This window comes from Candidatus Paceibacterota bacterium (genome assembly GCA_035452965.1).
Lineage (GTDB): Bacteria > Verrucomicrobiota > Verrucomicrobiia > Limisphaerales > UBA8199 > UBA8199.
The window spans coordinates 1-22033 of sequence record DAOTCE010000005.1 but is presented as its reverse complement, the minus strand read 5'-3'; the positions used below and the strand labels follow the sequence as shown (position 1 = coordinate 22033).

At 60.4% G+C, this 22033-nt stretch carries 19 protein-coding genes; 8 read left to right on the top strand and 11 right to left on the bottom strand.

Annotation, left to right across the window (positions count from 1 at the left end; all coding sequences use genetic code 11):
- The first annotated feature begins 506 nt into the window (after window positions 1–506).
- On the top strand, window positions 507–1238 hold the full coding sequence (locus tag P5205_06435; protein ID HSA09993.1) for a glycosyltransferase family 2 protein: 732 nt from the start codon (window positions 507–509) through the stop codon (window positions 1236–1238).
- A gap of 37 nt (window positions 1239–1275) precedes the next feature.
- Here the strand turns inward: P5205_06435 and P5205_06430 are convergent, their stop codons facing one another.
- Together P5205_06430 and speA are read right to left on the bottom strand one after the other, a co-directional pair.
- Complete coding sequence (locus P5205_06430) at window positions 1276–1959, bottom strand: hypothetical protein (protein HSA09992.1); 684 nt, start codon at window positions 1957–1959, stop codon at window positions 1276–1278.
- Window positions 1960–1984: 25 nt separating this feature from the next.
- The gene (gene speA, locus P5205_06425) at window positions 1985–3925 is read right to left on the bottom strand and encodes a biosynthetic arginine decarboxylase (protein HSA09991.1); all 1941 of its coding nucleotides are present in this window, start codon (window positions 3923–3925) and stop codon (window positions 1985–1987) included.
- A 143-nt stretch (window positions 3926–4068) separates the two neighbouring features.
- Between speA and P5205_06420 the strand changes: the two genes are divergently transcribed.
- Window positions 4069–4830 carry a Nif3-like dinuclear metal center hexameric protein gene (locus P5205_06420; protein ID HSA09990.1) on the top strand — a complete coding sequence of 254 codons (762 nt, stop codon included), beginning with the start codon at window positions 4069–4071 and terminating at the stop codon, window positions 4828–4830.
- A gap of 61 nt (window positions 4831–4891) precedes the next feature.
- On the opposite strand, the gene P5205_06415 is transcribed toward P5205_06420, so the two are convergent.
- The gene (locus tag P5205_06415) at window positions 4892–5668 is read right to left on the bottom strand and encodes a hypothetical protein (GenBank protein HSA09989.1); all 777 of its coding nucleotides are present in this window, start codon (window positions 5666–5668) and stop codon (window positions 4892–4894) included.
- A 29-nt stretch (window positions 5669–5697) separates the two neighbouring features.
- Complete coding sequence (locus tag P5205_06410) at window positions 5698–6915, bottom strand: hypothetical protein (GenBank protein ID HSA09988.1); 1218 nt, start codon at window positions 6913–6915, stop codon at window positions 5698–5700.
- Between the two features lie 290 nt (window positions 6916–7205).
- Between P5205_06410 and P5205_06405 the strand changes: the two genes are divergently transcribed.
- Complete coding sequence (locus tag P5205_06405; protein ID HSA09987.1) at window positions 7206–8267, top strand: NAD-dependent epimerase/dehydratase family protein; 1062 nt, start codon at window positions 7206–7208, stop codon at window positions 8265–8267.
- 2 nt (window positions 8268–8269) lie between these two features.
- Window positions 8270–9334, top strand: a complete 1065-nt coding sequence (locus P5205_06400) for an NAD-dependent epimerase/dehydratase family protein (GenBank protein HSA09986.1) — start codon at window positions 8270–8272, stop codon at window positions 9332–9334.
- Window positions 9335–9436: 102 nt separating this feature from the next.
- Here the strand turns inward: P5205_06400 and P5205_06395 are convergent, their stop codons facing one another.
- The 4 genes from P5205_06395 to P5205_06380 all read right to left on the bottom strand — a co-directional run bounded on the left by P5205_06395 (window position 9437) and on the right by P5205_06380 (window position 12413).
- Entirely contained in the window at window positions 9437–9862 is a 426-nt protein-coding gene (locus P5205_06395; GenBank protein HSA09985.1) for a hypothetical protein, read from the bottom strand.
- Window positions 9859–11040 carry a hypothetical protein gene (locus P5205_06390; protein ID HSA09984.1) on the bottom strand — a complete coding sequence of 394 codons (1182 nt, stop codon included), beginning with the start codon at window positions 11038–11040 and terminating at the stop codon, window positions 9859–9861. Before P5205_06390 ends, P5205_06395 begins: the two co-directional genes overlap by 4 nt.
- A gap of 21 nt (window positions 11041–11061) precedes the next feature.
- Window positions 11062–11613: a CsgG/HfaB family protein gene (locus P5205_06385; GenBank protein HSA09983.1), complete on the bottom strand. Its 552-nt coding sequence runs from the start codon at window positions 11611–11613 to the stop codon at window positions 11062–11064.
- Window positions 11614–11723: 110 nt separating this feature from the next.
- Complete coding sequence (locus tag P5205_06380; GenBank protein HSA09982.1) at window positions 11724–12413, bottom strand: hypothetical protein; 690 nt, start codon at window positions 12411–12413, stop codon at window positions 11724–11726.
- Between the two features lie 155 nt (window positions 12414–12568).
- On the opposite strand from P5205_06380, the gene P5205_06375 reads away from it, so the two are divergent.
- The 3 genes from P5205_06375 to P5205_06365 all read left to right on the top strand — a co-directional run bounded on the left by P5205_06375 (window position 12569) and on the right by P5205_06365 (window position 14534).
- Window positions 12569–12970, top strand: coding sequence for a DUF3568 family protein (locus P5205_06375; GenBank protein ID HSA09981.1), 402 nt, complete (start codon window positions 12569–12571; stop codon window positions 12968–12970).
- A 324-nt stretch (window positions 12971–13294) separates the two neighbouring features.
- A complete protein-coding gene (locus P5205_06370) occupies window positions 13295–13750 on the top strand; it encodes a hypothetical protein (protein HSA09980.1) in 456 nt (151 codons plus the stop codon).
- A gap of 328 nt (window positions 13751–14078) precedes the next feature.
- A complete protein-coding gene (locus P5205_06365; protein ID HSA09979.1) occupies window positions 14079–14534 on the top strand; it encodes a hypothetical protein in 456 nt (151 codons plus the stop codon).
- Window positions 14535–14653: 119 nt separating this feature from the next.
- Here P5205_06365 and P5205_06360 read toward each other — a convergent pair whose 3' ends face one another.
- A complete protein-coding gene (locus P5205_06360; GenBank protein ID HSA09978.1) occupies window positions 14654–15787 on the bottom strand; it encodes a hypothetical protein in 1134 nt (377 codons plus the stop codon).
- Window positions 15788–15962: 175 nt separating this feature from the next.
- Here P5205_06360 and P5205_06355 point away from each other — a divergent pair, with 175 nt between their 5' ends.
- Window positions 15963–19325: a PDZ domain-containing protein gene (locus tag P5205_06355; GenBank protein HSA09977.1), complete on the top strand. Its 3363-nt coding sequence runs from the start codon at window positions 15963–15965 to the stop codon at window positions 19323–19325.
- Between the two features lie 110 nt (window positions 19326–19435).
- On the opposite strand, the gene P5205_06350 is transcribed toward P5205_06355, so the two are convergent.
- Both P5205_06350 and P5205_06345 read right to left on the bottom strand, forming a co-directional pair.
- A complete protein-coding gene (locus P5205_06350; protein HSA09976.1) occupies window positions 19436–20536 on the bottom strand; it encodes a L,D-transpeptidase in 1101 nt (366 codons plus the stop codon).
- Between the two features lie 174 nt (window positions 20537–20710).
- Window positions 20711–21898: a serine/threonine-protein kinase gene (locus tag P5205_06345; protein HSA09975.1), complete on the bottom strand. Its 1188-nt coding sequence runs from the start codon at window positions 21896–21898 to the stop codon at window positions 20711–20713.
- Window positions 21899–22033: the final 135 nt, after the last annotated feature.

Here is a 22033-nt window from a genome sequence, read left to right as displayed (position 1 = left end):
AATAGCCCGAAGCCCGCCCCCCTCCATCCTTCACCAACCCGACGGTAATCGCCTGGACTACAGCGCCTTCTCTTGATTGATCACGGATTTCCGGGGATTCCCAACCGTGGTGTTCACCTCCACCACCCGGAATCCCCTCAATCCGCAACCCGAGCACTGTCCGTATTTTGGACAGTGATGCTGCCGGCCGGCCTTTTCCAGTCGCCGCTGACCCCGGCACCCCTGGCTGGGGAATATGGCGCTGAACCGGTGGTGCTACGGTGTGTATCCCATGGGGAGCGCTCCCCATGGGATACACACCGTAGCACCACCTCACTATCAAGCCATCGTCTAGCCAACCACGCCAATCAGCCCGACCACCAGATATGGTTCCCAAGCTGATGCATAACACCTTGGCGCCAGCGACAGAGACGAATGGACTGAAAAGCAATGTAAATTGGAGAAATGAGTCTGGACGCCCCTACTCACGTCTGCGACGCTGTGGCGGAGTTCCGCGGAAGAGAAAAATGACCAACACACCGACACTAAGCATCGTCATTCCGTGCTATAACGAACAGGACAACCTGCGGCCGCTGGTAGAGGCGATTCGCAAGGCGCTTGACCCACTGAAGCTGCCTTATGAAATCATCATCACCGATGACTGCAGCAAGGACCGGTCATGGGAGATGCTCAGGGAACTGGCCGCCAGTGACCCGAGGGTTCGCGCGCAGCGTTTCGCCTTTAATTGCGGAGAATCGGCGGCGCTTTGGGCGGGCTTGAAGGCAGCCCGCGGGCACTATTTGTTTACGTTGGACGGGGACATGCAGAACGATCCTAAAGACCTGCCGCGATTCCTGGAGCCGCTGAAGCAATACGACTGCGTTTGTGGCACACGAGTCGAAGCCCGAAGTCAGGGGGACAATTTCATTCGGGTCGCCTCGTCGCGCATTGCCAACTGGGTTCGGAACCGGCTGTCCGGCGAACAGATTAGCGACGCCGGCTGCACTTACCGCGGCTTCCGGCGCGAGTGTATCGAGAACTTGAAGTACTTCAAAGGCATGCACCGCTTCATGCCCACGCTGGTCAAGATCGAAGGATTCACCGTGACCGAGATTGCCGTGTCGCACAACGCGCGTCTGTCCGGCCAGACCAATTACGGCGTATGGAACCGGCTGTTCGTTTCTTTCCACGATTTGCTCGCGGTCCGCTGGATGCAGAAACGGATGCGTCCGTACAAGGTCGCCGAGCGTGTCAACTAAACTTGCGAAGCGCCCAGAAGGGATTGGCCCGTCGGCATTACCGCTTGGCGCTGAACACGTTGTCGAGGATAACTTCCTTGGTCTTCCACAGCAGCGCCATGGTCATGGCGAGGGGCAACAGAACCAGCGGTATCAGAAACCACAAACTGCCGCGTTCCATCGTGGCCGCCACCGCCACCAGCCAGAAGGGCAGTGGTTGGATTTGGCCAAGCCCCACATAAAGCGCGGCGAGCAGCAACGTTGCCAGGAGCAAATTCAGGTTCAGCGTTGTAAATTGACGGGTCTCCAGGCGCAGCGCTTCGTCGGGCAACATGGCGCCGAGGCGTCGCAGCACCAAGTTCAGGCTGCCCAGGAACGCCAACGCCGAGAGCGCCATCAGGAGCACCATAGTCAGAAAGAAGATGTTGGCGGGGACTTTGTTGTACCAATAGAGAAAAGGGCTGAGGCCGAAATTAACCAGGCTGAGCAGCCAGGCGCGGTCCAGCGCGGTGCGCCACACGCGTTCCTGCCTTTGAAAATCCCCGAGTTGCCACAACCCGAAGACCAGCAGCGCCGTCGTCACCAGTGGCGGCGCGATACCGAACGATCTTAAAGACTCGGCCTTCGCCGTATGAAAGCACACGATCAACGAAATCGGGAGCCCCCAGAACAAGGCCGACAACCCGCGCACCAACCGGCCAAGCGACCGCAACAGTTCGGCGTTGGGCGCGGGGTCAGGCATGCGTGGGCGGGTGCGGACAAGACCGCTAGAAGCTCAGGTAGGTATACTCCTTCAACCCGCGCTCGTAATCGTCGAGCAAGCGCATGGCTTCGGACGGCTTCATGCGGTCGGACTTGATAGCTTCGTCAATCTGCGCCTTCATTTGCCGCTTGAGCTCGTTCTCGTCGTATTGCACCGAGGCGAGACACTGAACAATTGTGCTGCCTTCGATTATCTCCTCGACGTAGTAGCCCGCCGGTTCGTCGGGCTCGAGGAAAACATGGACCTCGTTGACGCGCCCAAACAGATTATGCAGATCGCCCATGATGTCCTGGTAGGCGCCCATCATGAAGAAGCCCAGGTAGTATGGCTCCGGCTGTCCGTTGCCATTGGTGTTGAGCGGATGCAGCGGCAGCGTGTCGCGCACATCGCGCAGGTCAATAAACTTGTTGACCTGGCCGTCTGAATCGCAGGTGATGTCCACCAGAGTAGCTTCGCGCGTGGGGCGCTCGTTCAGGCGGCTTACGGGCATGATGGGGAACAACTGGTCCAGTGCCCAGTGGTCGAGCAGTGATTGAAAGACCGAGAAATTGCAGAGATATTGGTCCCCGAGGCTGTCTTCAAGCTTGCGAATCTCCGCCGGCACGTAGGCCTGGCCTTTGAAGCTCTCGACGACCTCCCGGCTGATTTCCCAGTACAGTTCCTCGATCTTCGCCTTCGCCGGCAGGTCCATCATACCCAGCGTGAACATGTGCTGCGCGTCTTCCTTTCGTTCCAACGCGTCGTGATATGCCTCCAGCTTGTTCAACTTCGCCAGATTCGTCTGGATGTCGAGCAATTCGTCCACCAGCGGGGCCTCATTCTCGCCATACACGGGACGCTCCGCCAACCGGTCCTTGCCGATCGCGCCGAAGACTTCCACAATCAACACGCTGTGGTGTGCGACAATCGCCCGCCCGCTCTCGCTGATAATGTCCGGATGCGGAACCTTCTCCGCGTCGCAGACATCGGCGATGTAATACACAATGTCGTTAGCGTACTCCTGCAGCGTGTAGTTGGTGGAGCTGTCGAACGCGGAGCGGCTGCCATTGTAATCCACGCCCAGCCCGCCGCCGACGTCGAGAAATTCAATCTGAAAGCCCATCTTGTGGAGTTTGGCGTAGAACCGCGAGGCTTCCTGCACAGCCTTCTTGACTATGAGAATGTCCGGCACCTGCGAACCAATATGGAAATGCAGCAGCTTAAAGCAGTGGGCGAGGTTCTCCGCCTTGAGCATCTCCGTCGCGGCCAGCAATTCTGCGGTGCTCAAACCGAACTTCGCATTCTCGCCGGCGCTCTCAGCCCATTTGCCGGTGCCCCGGCTCAGGAGTCGCAACCGGATGCCGATGAGGGGTTCCACGCCAAACTGCTTGGACAACGCGATGATCTGGCGCAGTTCTTCGAGCTTCTCCACGACCATGATCACCTTCTTGTTCAACTTGATGCCGAGCAGTGCCATCCGAATGAAACTAGCGTCTTTATAACCGTTGCAGACAATCAGGCTGCCGAGTTGACTCTGCAGGGCGAGGCCCGCTAGCAACTCCGGCTTGCTGCCGACTTCCAGGCCGAAATCAAACGGCCTGCCCGCGTCCAGAATCTCCTCCACCACTTCGCGCAACTGGTTCACCTTGATGGGGAAGACTCCGCGATACTTGCCCTGATAACCGAACTCAGCGATCGAGTTGCGGAAAGCGAGGTTAATCGACTCGACCCGGTGGTGCAGAATGTCCTGGAACCGGATCAGCAACGGGAACTTGAGCCCGCGCCCCTTTGCTTCTTCGATCACATCCGCCAGCTCGACGGTCGCCCCTGCCTCACGCAGCGGTTTGGCCACGACGTGCCCAGCTTCGTTGATGTCAAAGTAATCCGCGCCCCAGCGATGAATGTTGTAAAGGTTGCGAGCGGCCTGGATATCCCAGGGCTCCCCGCCTTCAGTCGTGTTGCTCATTTCCGTTGTTTCAGAACGATGCGCACTATAGAATGCCGCCGGGGGAATTCAATAGGCGGGTTGAAGATATTTTCATGGCCGCTAAACGTCTCGCGATTCACTTCCCGCTTTGCAGACGGGTGTAGTTTTGGTTTCATCGCCGCATGTCAAAAGCTCCCCTGGCGGCCATTGTCCGCTACTGCGATCGGTTGCTGCGCATCGCCGGGATTCAGGATTACGAGCGGGCCGCCAACGGCCTGCAGGTGGAGAATCGCGGTACGGTCACGCGAATCGCCGCAGCGGTGGACGCCAGCCTGGCAACAGTCCGGCTGGCGGCGGCGGCCAAAGCTGATTTGCTGTTGGCGCATCACGGGTTATTCTGGACTTCCGCGCATCCGTGGACGGGAGGCCGCTACGAGCTGCTATGCTGCCTGCTCGAGCATGATCTTGCGGTATACAGCTCTCACCTGCCATTGGATGCTCACCCGCGCCTGGGCAACAATGCCCTTCTTGGTGCGGCACTCGGACTGAAGCGGCTGCGTCCTTTCTACCTGAGTCACGGCCAGCACATTGGATTTCAGGCGCGAGCCAGCGTCTCTCGGATGGACCTGATCAAACGTCTGCAGCGCGCCACGGGAATGCAGCCACGGGTGATTGCGGCCGGGCCGAAGCAGTGCCGGCGCATTGGCGTGGTAAGCGGAGGAGCGGGCGACGGGCTCAGGCAGGCTGCCGAAGAGGGCGTGGACACTTTCGTCACGGGGGAAGGGCCTCATTGGACTTACTCTGTGGCGGAGGAGTTGGGCTTAAATGTGCTGTACGGGGGGCACTACGCGACGGAAACATTTGGCGTCAAGGCGCTGGCGAGGCATCTTTCGAGCCGCTTTAAGGTGCCTTGGGTCTTCCTGGATCATCCGACGGGCTTGTAGTCATGGCAAGGTCGCTTTGCGCGCGCCGCCGCGCGGCTCCCCCGCCCTGCCTGATCGTTGACTATTTGGCCCGCTTGCCCCAAAGCCCGTGCTTCTCCTCCGAGTAGTGGTCGCGCTCCGCAAACCGGCAACCGTAGCTGGCGGTTCCCGGGAAGATGAAAATAATCCCGCGGTTGCGATAGCTCCATGGATTCAGGCAGAATTTGTAGTCGGCCGGAACGCTGCCGGCGATGTAGTTCAGGTCCAGCTTCCGGTCTTCATACTGATCGAAGCATAACCCGTTGCCGGCGTCGAAGTCGTCAATCACGATGACCGGCTTTTCACACTCTTTGAAAATGAGGGACATTTCATCCCTCAGCGGCCAATAGGCCCCCCAGTGGGCATCGAGAAAGAAGAGGGAATCAGCCCGAATTTCCGGAAGGTGAGCACGAAGGAACTCCGGCGAGTTCCTGGTCTCGTAAACGACGTTTTCCGCGAAATAGAGTTCTGGGCGGCGCTTCCAGTCTATCACGTCGCAGGTGAACACCCTCTCGAACAAAAGGCTCATGGCGAGGGAGGTTTCACCGTCGTAGGTGCCAGTCTCCACAAAGTTGCGCAGGCCGAAGTCGGCTTTCAGCTTCTTGACCACCCGGACGAAGTTGGGATCAATGATGACCCGGCAACCGCAATTGTCGTGCATATAGCGGTCGAAGCCCTTTGCGTCCTGACTGAATCTCTGGCGCAACTCGGTGACTTCAAAGCTGGTCAAGCGGCGGGCTTCGCGCTTCTTGATCTTGTAGTTGATCAGCCAGTTGAGCAGCGCATTACCTGCGGCAGTTTTCTTAAACGTCTCCAGCATAGCAATTCCTGACCATCGCCTGGCCCAACTCAACCCAGCTTCTTGTTCGGATCCCGCTTTCCTTTGGAAGTGAGCCCAACCAACAACCCCTTGGCCTCGTTGGCCACCATGCCAAGGAACCGGAACAATCGCCGCAACGCGCTCATCCGCGGCCAGGCCAGGATGGCGTCCCTCGCCACGCGGTCGGCCTCCTTCTCACGGCCAAGCGCCCGGAGGCACTTGACCATCATCTCCTCCGCCGTTCGCGCCCGAATGTCCGCCAGTTGAGTAGCCTCCAGGTACTTCAACGCCTCGGCATATTGCTGCTTGTCAAAAAGCTCCTGGGCAATGCCAAGCAGGCGGCTGACCGCGTGTGCCTCCTGCTTGAAGTACAGCGGGCTGAAGCGGTCCCGTTCCTCGGGGGACATTGCCGTATGGCGCTCCTCCTGGAAGGTGGAATAAACGTCGGAGAAGCTCTCTTCCTCTTTCTTGAAGCCGGCGGCTACTTCTTCCATTTTTGCCAGCGCGGCGGCGCGGGCTTTTTCATCTTTTGGGTGCATGGCGGTAATCAGTTTGACAGCGGTTTCCTTTCGCTCGGGCAGGGTCAGCTGGAAGAATCTTGTCCAAAACGGCAGGCAGCGCATGCGTTGAGTGCGGCCTTTGCCGCGGATCGGGGAAAGCAACATGGGGATGTTGATATAGCGGCCCACCATGCGGCCAATCTGATCCACCCACTTGTCGTCATACCAATAGTGGAAATACCCGGCATAGACGCGACCCATCGTGTTGAGCCACCCCCACCCAATGATCGGGAAAGTGGCAATAGCGGGCGCGACGGGATCATACGGACAGGCCAGAAGGATGCCGTCCGGGAACTTGGCAATTTCGGCCCGGAGGACGTCGTCCCACCCTTTCGTCTCAAACCGCACATCGTCGTTCGCGATCATGTAAACCTCGGCCGTGCGCCCGAGCGCTGTCCACAAGACCTGATAGGTTTGGCCCCAATCCGGCGTGCGTGGACCGATATGCCAATGGACCGGGAAACCAAGCTCAGGGAATTTTCCGCCGTCAATGGCTGCCCGTGTGACCCGATCGTCGTCATCCACGTACAACCAAAGGGCCACCTTGTCTTTGCGGACTGTTGTCGTCCTCAAAGACTCGAAGACCTCCAGCAGCATGTCCGGCCGGCCGCGCGTGGAGAGCAGGATGGCGATGTCCCCTCGTTTGATTTCGGGCTGGGCAGGGGCGGCAGTCCCTGAGTCATTCATTGGGCACGCAAGTTAGGTAAACCCCCTTGCAAAGTCAAACTCTGAACGTCCAGATTCCCTCGTCAAGAGCGCCTGAACAGAACCAGGCACGCACGCGCTAGGCATGCGCATGTGCTGCAACGGCACGCGCAAAGGCGCCTGGAAGTATTTGCTGTTTGCGAACACGGGTCTTTTCCTGTTCAATCTGGCGGGGCTGCCTGCGCCCAAACGCGGCGAGGACTTATAGGCTGCCGTGCCGACGATTTGTGATTGGCCCGGTGGTTAATGCGGCATTAGCGGATCACCATGAAATGAATAGGAATTGTCTTGTGACCGGTTCGTCCGGTTTGATCGGCTCGGAGGTTGCCGCTTACTTCCACGCGCGCGGCTTGACGGTGCACGGCGTGGACAACAACCAACGCGAAGTCTTCTTCGGCGCGCAGGGCAACACCCGCTGGAACCAAGAACGACTGCGGCAGACACTGCCAGGTTTCGCGCATCATGAGCTGGATATTCGCGACCGAGCCGCGGTGTTGAGGCTAGTCAAAGCGCTTAAGCCTGCCGTCATTATTCATACCGCGGCCCAGCCTTCGCACGATTTGGCCGCCAGCATTCCTTTCGACGATTTTGATGTGAATGCGGTAGGGACACTGAACCTCCTGGAGGCAGCGCGGCGCTACTGTCTGGAGTCGCCTTTCATTCACATGTCCACCAACAAGGTCTACGGCGACCGGCCCAATATGATCGCCTTAAAGGAGCTGGACCGGCGTTGGGACTACGCTGACCCGGAATTCGCACAGGGCATTCCCGAGACCTTCTCGATTGACCAGTCGAAGCATTCGCTGTTCGGGGCGTCAAAGGTCGCCGCCGATGTGATGGTGCAGGAGTATGGCCGGTACTTTGGTTTGCCCACCTGTTGCCTGCGTGGCGGTTGCCTGACGGGCCCGAACCATTCTGGAGTGGAGCTGCATGGTTTCCTTAGTTACCTGGTGAAGTGCAACCTCGAAGGCCGCGAATACAAGATCTACGGCTATAAGGGCAAGCAGGTCCGTGACAATATTCATTCGGTTGATGTGGCGGGTTTCATGTTCGAGTTCTACCAGGCGCCCCGGGCAGGCGAGGTCTATAATCTCGGCGGCGGCAAGGATAACTCGTGCTCAATCCTGGAAGCCTTCGAGATGGCCTCGGCCTGCACCGGCAAGAAGCAGATCCACACTTATGTGGACAAAGCACGCAGTGGCGACCATATCTGCTACTACAGCGACTTGCGCAAGATGCAGTCGCATTACCCCCGGTGGCAGCTTACCCGGGACCTGCCGCACATCTTCGAGGAGATTGTTGCCTCCTGGCGAGAGCGCATGGCGGCCAAGTGAGTATGCGCCTTCTGATTACAGGCATTTGCGGGTTCGTTGGAGGCACCCTTGCGCGCGGACTGCGTGCCGGATGGCCGGATTGGGATATTGTCGGCCTCGACAACTTCGTTCGGGCCGGCAGTGAAACCAATCGCCTGAACCTGCGTGACCTTGGCGTAAGACTCTATCATGGCGATGTCCGCAACCCCAGCGACCTTGAGACTTTGCCCCCGTGCGACTGGATCGTCGAAGCCGCCGCCAATCCGAGCGTGCTTGCGGGGGTGGACGGCAAGACCAGCAGCCGCCAACTGATCGAACACAATCTTGTCGGCACGATCAACATGCTGGAGTTGATGAAGACCTGGCACTGCGGATTCACTATCCTCAGCACCAGCCGCGTCTATTCGATACGCGCGCTGGCGGCGATCCCGGTGGAGCCTCAAGAAGACCGGTTTGTGCCTCGCGCCGACGCCCAGTTATCGGGGTTCAGTACGCAAGGCATCGCGGAGGACTTCTCGACCGAGCCGCCATTATCGCTCTATGGCAGTTCCAAGCGCGCCTCGGAAGTCCTGGCATGTGAGTATGCCGAAACCTTCAACCTGCCCGTTTTCATCCTGCGTTGCGGGGTATTGGCCGGCAGTGGCCAGTTTGGCAAGATAGATCAAGGCATTTTCTCCTATTGGATCCACTCCTACTGCCAGAAACGGACGCTGAAGTACGTCGGTTTTGAAGGTACGGGATGTCAGGTGCGCGATTGCCTGCATGCGCGCGACCTGCTGCCGTTGATAGCGCAGCAGCTCAAGAAACCGCATTCAGACGCGCCACGAGTGATCAATGTGAGCGGCGGCTTAGGCCAGAGCGCTTCGCTACGGCAGTTGAGCGAGTGGTGCGCACAACGGTTCGGAGCCCACTCGATTGCCGCCGATCCCAACAACCGACCGTTTGACGTCCCCTGGCTGGTTCTGGATTCAAACCGTGCGGCCCAATACTGGGGCTGGAAGCCTCAGACACCACTGGAATCTATCTGGACCGAGATCGCTGAACACGCCAGGAAGCACCCGACGTGGCTAGACTCGACCGCCGATTGACTGGTTACTCCAAAGGAGCAGACACAGGGAACGCCCAAAGTGGCCCCAAGATGCACTTGGCGAACTTACCCGGCTTGCCGGCAGCCGGTATGGCACGGTCACTTAACGCGCCTGCCGCACGCGGATGGTGTACTTCCTCGCGAGGTTGTTGATGGAAGTGAACCGTACATCTTCGGTGGCGTTCTCCGTCAGGATCACCGTTACGAAGGGAGTCTCGTCGCCGGTCGAGAAGCCGTTCTGGTCCTTGAAAACGCAGTTGGCCTGCACCTCGATGCGGCGATTCTCGCGGTTGCGAAGATGCGCGACCAGCTCCAGCCGGCCATCCGACAGGATCTGTTCCTGGATGCCGCTGCATGTCACCGAATACTGGACGCCGGGATCCAACAGCACCAACGGCTCCTTGCCTTCATAGGCCGGGGTCTTTGGCGTCTGCGTGAGGTAAGGTCCTTTATCATGGGTGCTGCTGCAACCGGTCACTAGCAGGAAGGTCCCGCCTGCGATGAGGAGTGATAGGAGTGTCTTGTTCATAACGTTTGCGGTGTAACCGACGTGTCGCTGACGAACACGACCTTGTCACGGTCGGTCGTCGTGATGTTAAGGGTAATGGTCTTGGTCAGGTTTGTTTGAACCTGGCCTGCGGAATTAAGAAATTGGATAGTAGCGGTGTGCTGCCCCACCGACAGGGGTACGCTGGCAAGGCTTAGGTAACGCGGAAGATTGTCCCAGGCGCGGGTGTCAGCCGCCGGCACCGTCGCTGCCGAAACCACCTTGCTTAGCAGCCCGGCAAGCGCAATGCCCAAACCCACCTGTTGAGCCGTGCGGTCGTGGCTCGCCGCCGCAGTCGTTAACCCGCCGATCAGCGCCACATCGCCGACAGCTCCGGTTGTGGACTTAAAGACGGCCTTATTGCCCAAAACATGGTCCATTACGCGTCCGCCGCGGGTGGTGGCCTGAAAACCCGTATCGTCCGTCGGCGCGACAGGGATTCTGAGGGAATCCACCTTAAGCTCGGCCGAAGTCACCGGGGAAGCCGCGGTGTTAAAACGCAGTTCCTCCTTGTACTGCCCTGTCGCATGCTTTGTGGGACCGGGGCCAAACTCGACGAAGAACAGTGCATTGGCGTTAGGCATGTAGGGCGGTAGCTTCACCCCTTTGGCATTGGCCTGGGCGCGTTTGAAGGCGTCCGAACCGTCGCCGCTCAGCTTGGTGGTCGCCAGGCCGTCCAGGTATTCGGGCAGCACCCAATCGCCGGCATATTGGTTCTGCACAGCATCACCGTCCTCGAATTCGGCGCTGCGGAAGCAGGCCCGGGCGTTGTCTCGTTCCCCGTCCATCCAGTAAAGTATCCCGCGATAAATGTATGCCATAGACCGCTCGTAAGGCTCGCCGATGAACGTTTTCTTTGCTTCGGCGTGGAAATAGCTCCGGGCCTTTTTCGCATCCGGGTCCTTGCCGAAGATTCCACCCAGCGTAAGCAGGGCGTCATCCAAGCTCTGTTTGGCCAGATCGAACTTGCCCTGCCGCATTGCCGCCGCCGCCAACCGGTACTGCCATAACACCCGGTCGCGCGCCGGCCCGTTGGCGATGGCGTTCGGACCGTCCACCATAATGTCACCCGTCAGCGCCACTACCGGCTTCTTTGTCGTAGCGCAGCCGGCCAAACTCAGGACGACGGCCAGCAGCGTCGGCTGCCAGAGTGATTTCATCACCTCGACCGGCAACGCGCGTCAGCGATACGCCGCGTCTTCCAAGCCCTGTTTCTTCATCTCCGCCGAGTCTTCCCAAACAATGACGCTCGTCCGCGCATCAATGAGATGGAAATCATACAAAATGTAATCGCTGGTGCCAGCCTTCGTGCGCGTGGACAGGCCTTGCAGGGTGCCGGTCAGAAAGTAGTCAGCGCCTTTGAATTCCTGGACCGTCGGATCCGCACTCGCCGTCACCTGCCCCTCGCGCTTGCGGTTCCGTTCCTTCTCCAGTGCTTCCATCTGGTTTCGAGCCAGGAACATCACCTTGCCGCGCGCCTTGGAATTCAACTGCGCACGAATTCGCGTCAAGAATATCTCTTTGTTGATGGGAAACCGGGTCTGGTTGTCTACTGGCTCCAAAACGATGGTTGGCGGCGCCGCCGCACTGGCAATCTGCGGAATTCCCAGGATGCTCCGTGCCATCTTGTCGGCCACCATCACCAAATCCTGCGACTCCATGCCTGTCCCTGCTACGAATCCCTGCTCGTCAGCGGTCATGTGAGTCACAGGCACGCCTGATGGATTCTTCACGCCCTTAGTGGCACAACCCGCGACAAGCGCGGTGATCGTTATGGCAAAAATAGGAAGAGCAAGTTTGGTCAATAATGTTCTCATGGTGTAGTAGGTTTGGATTTATGGCTTCAAAACGTCGGGGCGTCAGGGACTCGAGGCGCATCTGCAATCTGATAACGCGGCGGCTCGTAGGTTTGTGGCGCCACCTGGATTGGTGCCTGGTCGAATGGAGGGGACTGCGGCGCAAGTTGATAGCCTGACGGCGCGGAAGTGTTACCCAAAACAGTGGGTTGCGGAGGCGGGTACGACGCCAATTTCTGCTCGTGCTTCTGCGCCGCGTACTCTGCCAAGCCGCCCAACACAAGTCCCGAGGCGGCTCCAATACCAGCCCCCTCCCACCCTTTGTCATAACCCACGCCGATCAAACCACCCGCCAGCGCCCCTACCAAGGTGCCGCCGATCACATAATTGGGCCGTTGCGGCGCGCTAGTGTAATAGACCGGCGCATAGGCGTCCGCAGGGACATAAGCGTAGCCGTATCCAGGTTGCACACAGGATGCTGCAGGGTAGCTATAGTAAGGCTGGGAATTGTAATAACTCTGGCGCTGCACCTCCCCCAAAATAGCCCCCGACGCCAGTCCGATTCCTGCGCCGATGGCCGCGCCATTGCCTGAGAAGCCATGATGGCAGTCACCGCCCACAATCCCACCAATGAAGGTGCCCATCAGCGCCCCGCCGACAGCCTCAGAACTAAACAACTGCGCATGCACACCCGTCATACCACTGCTGGCCAAAATGATCAGAAGCAGCTTTCTCATATTGTCACACCAACTACTTGGACGCTAAGCTTAGATATATATTCGGCAGAAAGCTACCACTAAAGCTCGATTTCTGCTACCTTGTGCGAGGCTAGGCTGTGGCGGGTCTTGGCCACAGATTGACGGAGCAGCATGCCGGGCTAATAGTCTAATACATGAACATGAAGGTGAAATGGCTGACAATGACACTCGCCGCAGCCCTGCCACTTGTTGGGGGCGGTTGTGCGGCGGTGGTGGTGGGCGGAGCGGTAGCGGCCGCGGGAGTGGGTACCTACGCTTACGTAAACGGCGAAATGAAAGGGACTGAAGCGGTGTCGCTGGATCGGGCGTGGACAGCATCTCAGTCAGCTATGAAAGACCTGGAGTTTCCCATCACCAATAAAGCCAAAGACGCACTCCAGGCAGAATTGACGGCGCGCACATCCGCGGATAAGCGAATCCTGATCAAGTTGAAGAAAATGTCAGACGGGGCCACGGAAATCCGCATCCGTGTGGGTACGTTTGGGGATGAATCCGCCTCGCAACTGATTTTGGACAAGATCAAGAGTCATTTCTGATATCTGAAGACCTACCGCCGAAGGCGACCTGAGTGGAGTTGCCCTGTCCCGCCAGGGCGGTTCGGAATCGAGACGGGGTATAGACTTCATGGATCCCAAGGGACACCAAAACTTCTCCCCGCCCCTTGGTTCCGGTGGCTGAATCTACTCCCACCCCGTGGCAGATCAATGTGGGGTACACCTATATCCGTAACTTTTGCCTCGTTTTGCTTAAGAAGTAGGTGAAGGCAGTCTGCAGCTGGGCGAATGGGCCGGCGTTCGATTTTGCATAACGGTGACAATGCCGAATTAGTGGTGGTCCAGGATCGGCCAACAGTTAGCCATATGAAGATAAGTTACTTGAAGACAGAGTGGTTGGCCCCTGTGCTGGGGGCTGCGGTGGTTGCCGGCAGTTTGATGGCGACGACAACATACCTCGACCTGGAGCGCAAGGTTAGGGCAAACGAGGCGCTCATGCAGACACTAGATCGTTTGTCTCAGGACCAGACGGTCTGTGCGGCACTGAAGTCAATTCATGACGGAGACGTGGAGGGGGCCACGCGGCGCTTGGACGTGCTGTTGTGTGAGAACATCCTCAAGTTAAACGCTGATCTGGAATCCACCGATGTGCGGACCCGGACATATGTGGAGGACAATTTTATCCGGATCGCTCTGACGCGGCCAAAGACTGCCGGGGCAGAGGCCACCGGGTCGAACCCGATATCCACCGAGGACCAGGCTGCGGCGGAGAGGATCCTCAGCAAGGCGCTGGCGAACATTCATACCGCGCAGGCAAGGTAAGTGGGGTGGAGTGGAGGGCCGCTAAGAGCGGAGCGCGGCGGGTAGTATCGACGGGCGACGGGTTGGCACCCGGTGGGTGGCAGAGCAACGTGCTGCGCGCCGCCGGCTGCCGCCACCGGGCGCTGGCTTGCCGCATAATGGAAGCCGCGCCCGAGATCGGGTGTTACCGTCAGCGATTACTTCCTAAGAAAGAGTCGAAGCCAGGTGTCGGATAGGGAGAGGGCACATGCGGTCTTAAAGGCAATTCGCGAAGGCGTGAACCTGCCGTGGCGGCAGTGTTTCGGGTTTCGTCAAAGCAAAGGGCCGCACCAACGTGCCCAAGAAAACAATGAAGACAAAATGCATGACGATGGATTGGGTGATCCCTTTTGTGGGGATTGCGGTGCTGACCGGCGGCCTGATGGCCGGGAGAGCGTATTTCGAGGCGGAGCGCGAGACCCGGGCGCACGAGGCGAACTCGGTGATGTTGGAACGTCTGTTTCTGGGCCAAAAGCTGAACACGGCGCTCAAATCAATGCGCGGCGGGGACGTGCAGGGAGCGGCGCGGGAGCTGGAGGCGCTCTTTTGCCAGAGCATCCTGCGGGCGAGTGAGGAACTGACCTCGGCGGACGCGCAGACCCGGATGAATGCAGCGGAAGCGTTCCGTAGAATCGCGCTGACGTGGCCGGGGTTTGCCCGGGCAGAGGGCGCCGGCTCGGGTGAGGAGCGCACCGACAATGAACTGGCGGCGGAGAGGATTCTCCGCAAGGCCTTGGGCAGCGCCCAGACCGCACAAGTGCGGTAGGGTCCGGGGCGCTAGGCCGGTGGCGGCGGGGCACGGACTTCAGTCCGCAGTCACAGGCATTCGACAGTTGCTGCGGACTAAAACCCGCGCTCCGCTCTCGCGAGTATGAACCATCCCCGTTAGGCCCAAAGGGAGCCGGTGGTGGCGAGCATGATCACGGTGCGCGGCTGGCCGTGTGAATGCTTATGGTTGTGGGCGCTGTTCACGGCGGTGTAGAACAGGTGCCAGCGGCGGTCGCGCTGGACGAGGAAACCGCCGCTGTAGATGCCGTAGGAGTCGGGTTGTTTTTCGTCACCACGAGGCAGCCAGGCGGTGCGGCGGGGGCGATGCCAGGTGGCGCCATCGGGGGAGAAGCACCATTCCAAGTCCATCGTCTGGGCCTGGCAACGATAGTGGCCCAACATGCCAACCCGGCCCTTTGGAGTGAGGGTGGAAGCGAGGTAGTAAAACTGCTGGTCGACCGGATCGCGGGCATCACGCTGGATGACGCGTTTGCGGTCCTCGAAGTGGAGGCCGTCGGGGGAGGTGTAGCGGTCTATGACGCGGAGGAGACCGGGGGCGTTGTCGTGAGGCATGTAAGCAGGATCGTCCCTGGGGACGGAGAGGAGGGCGACACTGTACATCTCGAAAGATCCGTCGGGGAGTTGGTAGATGTTGGTAGCGTCATTAGAAATGAGGCGCGACAGAGCGAGGGGCTCATTGGCGGGCCGGGCGGGGCTGGGGTTCTTGTGGATTAAGGTGCCATCCGGCGAAGGGATGCTGTGGGCGGCACGGTCGGAGGGGTGATAGAGCACAGGCCGATGGGGATCGATAACGGTGTAGCGTTTGCCGTCGTCACTATCCGCAGCGAGGAAGCGAGCAATGCCGGGACCGTGCGCCCAGAAGTAGATGCGATGCCGACCGTTGCGGAGGTGGATGTGGACGACTTGCACCGGACTCCATTTGTCGGGCAGATGGCCGATAGTGAATGGACCTTCACCGGGCTCGCCGGGTGTGCACCGGGCAGGGAACTTTTTGAAGGGACCGCCAGCCGTGCCTTCCGCGTAAGCGATCAGATACTTCTTGCCGCAGGCGGAGTACCACAGGCGCCAGCGGTCTCCGGCGAGCGGTTCGGCCGGACAGGTAAAGTTCTGGATGTGGCCGCCTTCCCAATCCTCTGCAGGCGCCAAGACAACGCCACGCTTCTGCCACGCGGTGGACGCGCAGGGCTCGGGGATAGCGGCGCTGGCTACAGCGCCAGCTGCGCGAAGCATGCGCGGTGTTGAGGTGACCAGTGCGGCGGCGGCGAGACTTTGGTGAAGGAAGGTTCGTCGTGTGATGCGGCTCATGCCACATCTATTAACCGCAGCTTCGACCGGTGACAAGCACAACGGGCGTTCGGCTCCCAACGGGGTGGACTCACGAGCAAGGATGGTGCAGGATGCCGGCATGAACCGCCGAATATCGTATCATCCCTTTCTGCTGGCTGTTGCACTTGCCGCCGGGCTGTTGGCGACGACAGCGCGGGCGCAGCCAGTTGTCTCCGCGCGCATTGACGCGCGCATGATGCGGCAGCCGGCGGTGTCGGCGACGCAGATCGCGTTCGTGTATGCGGGGGACATCTGGCTGGTGGAGAGGGCGGGAGGCGTGGCGGTGCGGCTGAGTTCGCCGAAGGGGGAGGAGTCGTTTCCGCGGTTCTCGCCGGACGGGTCGCTGCTGGCGTTCACGGGGGCCTACGACGGGAACGAGGACATTTACGTGGTGCCGGTGGCGGGCGGGCTGCCGCAGCGGGTGACGCATCACGGGGCGCCGGACCGGATTCTGGGTTGGTATCCGGAGGGAAATTGGCTGCTTTACGCGACTTCGATGACCAGCCCGAAGAACCGGTTCAACCAGCTTTACCAGGTGCGGGCCGAGGGCGGGCTGCCGGAGAAACTGCCGGTGCCTTATGGCGAGTTCGGGGCGATCTCACCGGACGGCAAGACGCTGGCGTATGTGCCGATCAGCGTGGATTTCCGGACCTGGAAGCGTTACCGGGGCGGCATGAACCCGGACATCTGGCTGTTCGACCTGGAAGACCTGACGGCGCGGAACCTGACGGAGTCGGCGGCGGCGGATTCGACGCCGATGTGGCACGGGGAAACGTTGTATTTCCTGTCGGACCGGGACGAGCACCAGCGGGCGAACCTCTGGGCGTGCGACCTGAAGCGGAACAAGTTCCGGCAGGTGACGTTCTTCAAGGAGTTCGACGTGCACTTCCCGAGCATCGGGCCGGGGGACATCGTGTTCGAGAACGCGGGGCGGCTCCATTTGCTGGACCTGGAGACGGAGAAATACCGGGAGGTGGAAATCCGGGTGGTGACGGATCGGGCGACGCTCAAGCCGCACTCGGAGAACGTGTCCAACCACCTCTTCAGCACGACGATCTCGCCGGGCGGGAAGCGGGCGCTGTTCGAGGCGCGCGGGGACGTGTTTTCGGCGCCGACGGAACACGGGGTGGTGCTGAACCTCACGCGCAGCTCGGGCGTGGCGGAGCGGCACCCGGCGTGGTCGCCGGACGGGAAGTGGATCGCGTATTTCAGCGACCGCACCGGGGAATATGAGCTGACCGTGCGCAGGGCAGCCACGAGCCCCGGCACGAACGAACTCGGCGAGCAGACGTTGACCGAGCTGGGGCCGGGCTACCGCTACCGGCCGCAGTGGTCGCCCGACAGCAAGCGGATTGCGTTCATTGACCAGGCGATGCGGATCAACCTGTTCGACTTCGAGGCGAAGACCAACGCGGTGATCGGGCGGCAATTGTGGTTGTATCATGATGAGCTGAGCCGGTTCCGGGTGGGCTGGTCGGCGGACAGCCGTTGGATCGCCTGGGCGCAGGACCTGGAGAATGGCCACTCGGCCATCGCCCTTTACGACTGCAGGTCAAACGTAATGCACCAGGTCACCTCGGGCTTCTACAACGACGAGTCGCCGGTGTTTGACCCGGACGGGAAATACCTCTTTTTCCGGACGGGGCGGACATTTGTGCCGAGTTACAGCGAGCTGGACCCGACGTGGATTTACGCCAACACCGCGGTGCTGGCGGCGGTGCCGCTGCGCAAGGAGGTGATCTCGCCATTGGCGCCGCGCAACGACATGGAGGGCGACAAGGCCAAGGACAAGAAAGACGAGGAGGAAAAGAAGAAAGAGGACGACAAGGGCGACAAGCCAAAGGACACGGAGCAGACAGATAAGAAAAAGGAGGAGAAGAAGAAGGAGGAAAAGCCCAAGGCGGTGGAGATTGACCTCGCCGGGTTTGAGGAGCGGGTGGTGGTTTTGCCGCCCAAGGCCGGGCGCTATGACAGCCTGGCGGCGCTGCCGGGCAAGCTGCTGTTCCGGCGGCTGCCGCGGGTCAGCTCGGGGGAGGAGAAGCACCCGGTGGTGTTCTACGACCTGGAAAAGCGGGAGGAGAAGACCGTGCTGGCGGACGCGGATTTCATTGAGCTATCCGCAAACCGGGAGAAGCTGCTGGCGCGGAAGGACAACGACTACGCGATCATCGAGCCCAAGGAAGGGCAGAAGCTGGAGAAGAAGATCAACACGAGCGGGTTCATGGCGCCGGTGGACCCGGTGGCGGAGTGGCGGCAGATTTTCACCGACGCGTGGCGGCTGCAGCGGGATTATTTCTACGACCCGGGCCTGCACGGGGTGGACTGGGCCGGGATGCGGGAGCGTTACGGCCGGCTGCTGGAGGACGCGGTGACGCGGTGGGACGTGAATTACGTTCTGGGGGAATTGATCGCGGAGTTGAACGCGTCGCACACTTACCGGAGTGGCGGCGACGTCGAGAAGGGGCCAACGGTGGGCGTGGGTTATCTCGGGTGCGACTTCGCGCTGGAAAACGGCGCCTACCGGATCAAGCGCATTGTGCGGGCGGCGGAGTGGGACAGCGAAGCGCGGTCGCCGCTCTTGCAACCAGGGGTGACAAACGTTCAGGAGGGCGATTACCTGCTGGCGGTGAATGGGGAGCCGCTGGATGCGAAGGCGGACCCGTGGGCGGCGTTCCAAGGGCTGGCGGACAAGCCGGTACTGCTGACGGTGAACGACACGCCGGAACCAGCCGGGGCGCGCGAGGCGCTGGTGCAAACGCTGGCGAGCGAAGAGCGCCTGCGCAACCTGGCGTGGATCGAGGAAAACCGGAAGCGCGTGGAGGAGTTGAGCGGGGGCAAGGTTGGTTACGCATATGTGCCGGACACGGGTCAGAACGGCCAGAACGAACTGGTGCGGATGTTACGGGCGCAGGTGAAGAAGCCCGGATTGGTCATTGACGAGCGGTTCAACAGCGGAGGCCAGATACCGGACCGGTTCATCGAACTGCTTAATCGTCCGCTACGCAATTACTGGGCGGTGCGCCACGGGAGGGATTGGATGACGCCGGCGGTCACGCATCTCGGGCCCAAGGCGATGCTCATCAACGGCTGGAGCGGGTCGGGCGGGGATTGCTTGCCCTTCTACTTCAAGCAATCCAAGCTGGGGCCGCTGATCGGCATGCGCACCTGGGGCGGTTTGATCGGCATCACCGGCTCGCCGAAGCTGGTGGACGGCGGGGGCGTGACGGTGCCGGCGTTTGCAGTCTACAGCACCAACGCCCAGTGGATCATCGAGGGGCACGGGGTGGAGCCGGACATCGAGGTCGTGGACGACCCGGCGGCGATGGCCAAAGGCACCGATCCGCAGCTTGAGCGGGCGGTGGCCGAGGTAATGAAGCAGTTGAGAAAGCACCCGCCGGCGGAGGTCAAGCGGCCACCCTACCCTAAACGCCCAGGGGTATGAGCCGGTGCGAATCCCGGCAATCCGCACCCGCCGCCGACGTCGGGCGGCGCTGATTTCGTTCACGGAGCGGCGAAGTGCGTCAACCAATGGCGACGCCCGCGAGTCAGGCATCAGGGTTCCACATAGACGGACATCCCGACCCAAGCCAGCTGGACCAGATACTTGGCGTTCCAATTTGCCAGCCGGAAACAGCCGTGTGATTCTGTGCGGCCCACTTGCTCCGGGCCGGGCGTCCCGTGGATGCCGTAGCCCGGCCTATCCAGGCCAATCCACGCCACGCCGACGGGATTGTTCGGCCCCGGCGGCACGATCAGCTTTGTCTTCAACTGCCGCGCCTCGGCGGATTCCGGGAATACATCCGGGTCAAAGGTATAGTTCGGGTTCGGGGCGACCACGGCCACGTGCAGTTCGCCCACGGGCCGTTTCTCGACCCGTTGCGCGATGCTGCATGGAAAGTGCGCAATGAGATTGCTGTTCGCGTCAAAGGCTTGAAGGGTCTTGCCGGAAAGGCTTATCGTGGCAAAGGCGGCTTTGACGCCAGGCTCCGGACTGGCAACGTCCGGGATTTGCAGGGTGGTGCCCGCGAAGAGGTGGTTCCAATCAATAGACGGGTTGAGCCGGCGGATTAGGTTGGGGTGGGAGAGACTCTTTTCGGCAACCAGTTCGAGGATCGTCTCGAAGTCGAGCGCCGTTTGGCGGGATTTGCCGAGCCAGGTGCCGCTCAAGGGTTGCAGTCGCGCCAGGTCGCCACTGGTAACAACGTAGTTGGTATAAGGCGGAGCGGTAAGGAGGAGCCGCTCTTTGGTGGCCAGATCCAGCACGCCGCTGACGGCCAAACCTTCCTTTTGCTGAAACGCGCGCAGGGCGGCCTGGGTTTGCGGGCCGATGAGTCCATCCAGGGAACCAGAGGAGATGCCCAGTCGAGCCAGTGCCAGTTGGGCCTCGAACGCGTTCCGAACCGGCCGGGGGAAGATATCCGGAAATGTGGGTGCTGAAGTGGGTGCTGAATTCGTCCGTGCGACAGGTCGTGGGGCCGGCACGGGCACCATCGGAGGCGGCGCCTGTGTTTGCACGATTGCGGGCGCCGGCTCGGGTTGGGCTACTTCCTGAGTCGGCGGTGGCGGGGGAGCAGCCTCTGGCTCTGGCGCCGGAGGGGTGGTCGTGCCAGAGTGCCACCAAAGCCAACCCCCCACGATTAGGACTATGAGCACAAGCAGCCAGTATAAACCCTTGCGCGGCCTTTTTCGTGACTTTGGAAGATGGTATTTGGATTGGCGCCGCACGGCCAGATTTAGCCACAAGCGCAGCCGCTTGCCCAAGCACTAATTACGGCATATTATGGTTTCAGCCGCCGGTTGTCACTGCGTGGGTCTTGAGGAAAGCTCTCACAGGACTTGCGTCTTCGAACCCTTGGCGACGTTTTGCTTGCTCCACCATTCCTGGGCCTCGCGGCGGGTCCAATCGCTTTTGGAAGTGCACTGCCCGAGAGCCTCTCCAAGCGCAGCAGCGCTGGCGGGCCGGCCCGAAGGGTCCTTAGCCAGGCAGCGCATCAGCAGTGTTTCGAGGTCAGGTGACACCGGCCGTTTCAGGCGGGCAGAGGGAAGCTCTGGCTGCTCGCGGACCTGCTTGAGCATCACTTCCCCCAGACTCAAACCACAGAAAACGGTTTCCCCGGTCAGCAACTCATAGCCGACACTGCCCAGTGAGTAGATATCGCTCAGCGCATCCACGGCATTGGGACTCTTGACCGCCTCGGGCGACATGTAGAGCGGGGTGCCCAGCGTGGCGTTGGCGGCAGTCAACTCCAGTTGTTCTTTCGTATCAAGGGCTTTGACCAGGCCGAAGTCGAGCACTTTAACGAAGTCCGGGATGCCGCCGCGGCAGGTGAGAAAGATGTTCTGCGGTTTGATGTCACGGTGCACCAAACCGCGCGCGTGCGCTTCCGCGAGCGACGCGCAGACCTGCTGGAGAATGGAGATGACCCGACCTTCCGGTTGAGGGCCATGCTTTTTAATCAGTTGATCGAGGCTGTAGCCGTCCAAGTATTCCATCGCGTAATAAAAGAACCCGTCGTCGGTCCGCCCGTAGTCGTAGAGCGCGATGGTGTTAGGGTGGGTCAATTGGCAGGTCATCTGGACCTCGCGCTCGAATCGGGCGATGCCGCGGTCGCCCGCCAGCGGGTTGAGCACCTTGACGGCAACGGGCCGGCGCATGAGGGCGTGGTGTCCGCGAAACACGGTGCCGAACGCCCCGCTGCCAATCTCGTCGTCCAAGGCGTATTGTCCAAGCTGCTTTGCTTCGAGAGAAGCCTGGCGCGCCTTCTCGTGGAAGCGCCTGGCGACCCGCATCAACACGAACACAGCCACCGAGCCAACGGCCAATAGACCAAACAACACCCAAAAGGCGAACCGCAGCGTGCGCAGGGGAGCAAGTCCTTCAGCCAAGTCAATTTCCGAGACCAGGCCCATGTCAAACTCCGGCAGCCACTTCCACGCTCCCACCACCAATACGCCGCGATAACCGCGATAGCCGTGCGCATCGAGCCCCTCCTGCCCGGCGATCGCCTCGGTCACGGCCTTGGTGAAAGGCAGGTCTGCCCGGTGTTTCGGCGATCGGAGCCCCCGTCTTAAGTCCACCAGCGGGTCGCGCAAGTCCAGAAGTTCTCTGTGCTGAGAAGGACTTTTTCATAGTAATTATTCACTTGGATT

Excerpts from the sequence above, each read along its gene's own strand:
- P5205_06390 (HSA09984.1), bottom strand. The coding sequence starts at position 11,040 with ATGAAATCACTCTGGCAGCCGACGCTGCTGGCCGTCGTCCTGAGTTTG.
- P5205_06435 (HSA09993.1), top strand. The coding sequence starts at position 507 with ATGACCAACACACCGACACTAAGCATCGTCATTCCGTGCTATAACGAA.
- P5205_06415 (HSA09989.1), bottom strand. The coding sequence starts at position 5,668 with ATGCTGGAGACGTTTAAGAAAACTGCCGCAGGTAATGCGCTGCTCAAC.
- P5205_06410 (HSA09988.1), bottom strand. The coding sequence starts at position 6,915 with ATGAATGACTCAGGGACTGCCGCCCCTGCCCAGCCCGAAATCAAACGA.
- P5205_06395 (HSA09985.1), bottom strand. The coding sequence starts at position 9,862 with ATGAACAAGACACTCCTATCACTCCTCATCGCAGGCGGGACCTTCCTG.
- P5205_06405 (HSA09987.1), top strand. The coding sequence starts at position 7,206 with ATGAATAGGAATTGTCTTGTGACCGGTTCGTCCGGTTTGATCGGCTCG.
- P5205_06400 (HSA09986.1), top strand. The coding sequence starts at position 8,270 with ATGCGCCTTCTGATTACAGGCATTTGCGGGTTCGTTGGAGGCACCCTT.
- P5205_06365 (HSA09979.1), top strand. The coding sequence starts at position 14,079 with ATGAAGACAAAATGCATGACGATGGATTGGGTGATCCCTTTTGTGGGG.
- P5205_06430 (HSA09992.1), bottom strand. The coding sequence starts at position 1,959 with ATGCCTGACCCCGCGCCCAACGCCGAACTGTTGCGGTCGCTTGGCCGG.
- P5205_06355 (HSA09977.1), top strand. The coding sequence starts at position 15,963 with ATGAACCGCCGAATATCGTATCATCCCTTTCTGCTGGCTGTTGCACTT.
- P5205_06360 (HSA09978.1), bottom strand. The coding sequence starts at position 15,787 with ATGCTTCGCGCAGCTGGCGCTGTAGCCAGCGCCGCTATCCCCGAGCCC.
- P5205_06420 (HSA09990.1), top strand. The coding sequence starts at position 4,069 with ATGTCAAAAGCTCCCCTGGCGGCCATTGTCCGCTACTGCGATCGGTTG.
- speA (HSA09991.1), bottom strand. The coding sequence starts at position 3,925 with ATGAGCAACACGACTGAAGGCGGGGAGCCCTGGGATATCCAGGCCGCT.
- P5205_06380 (HSA09982.1), bottom strand. The coding sequence starts at position 12,413 with ATGAGAAAGCTGCTTCTGATCATTTTGGCCAGCAGTGGTATGACGGGT.
- P5205_06375 (HSA09981.1), top strand. The coding sequence starts at position 12,569 with ATGAACATGAAGGTGAAATGGCTGACAATGACACTCGCCGCAGCCCTG.
- P5205_06370 (HSA09980.1), top strand. The coding sequence starts at position 13,295 with ATGAAGATAAGTTACTTGAAGACAGAGTGGTTGGCCCCTGTGCTGGGG.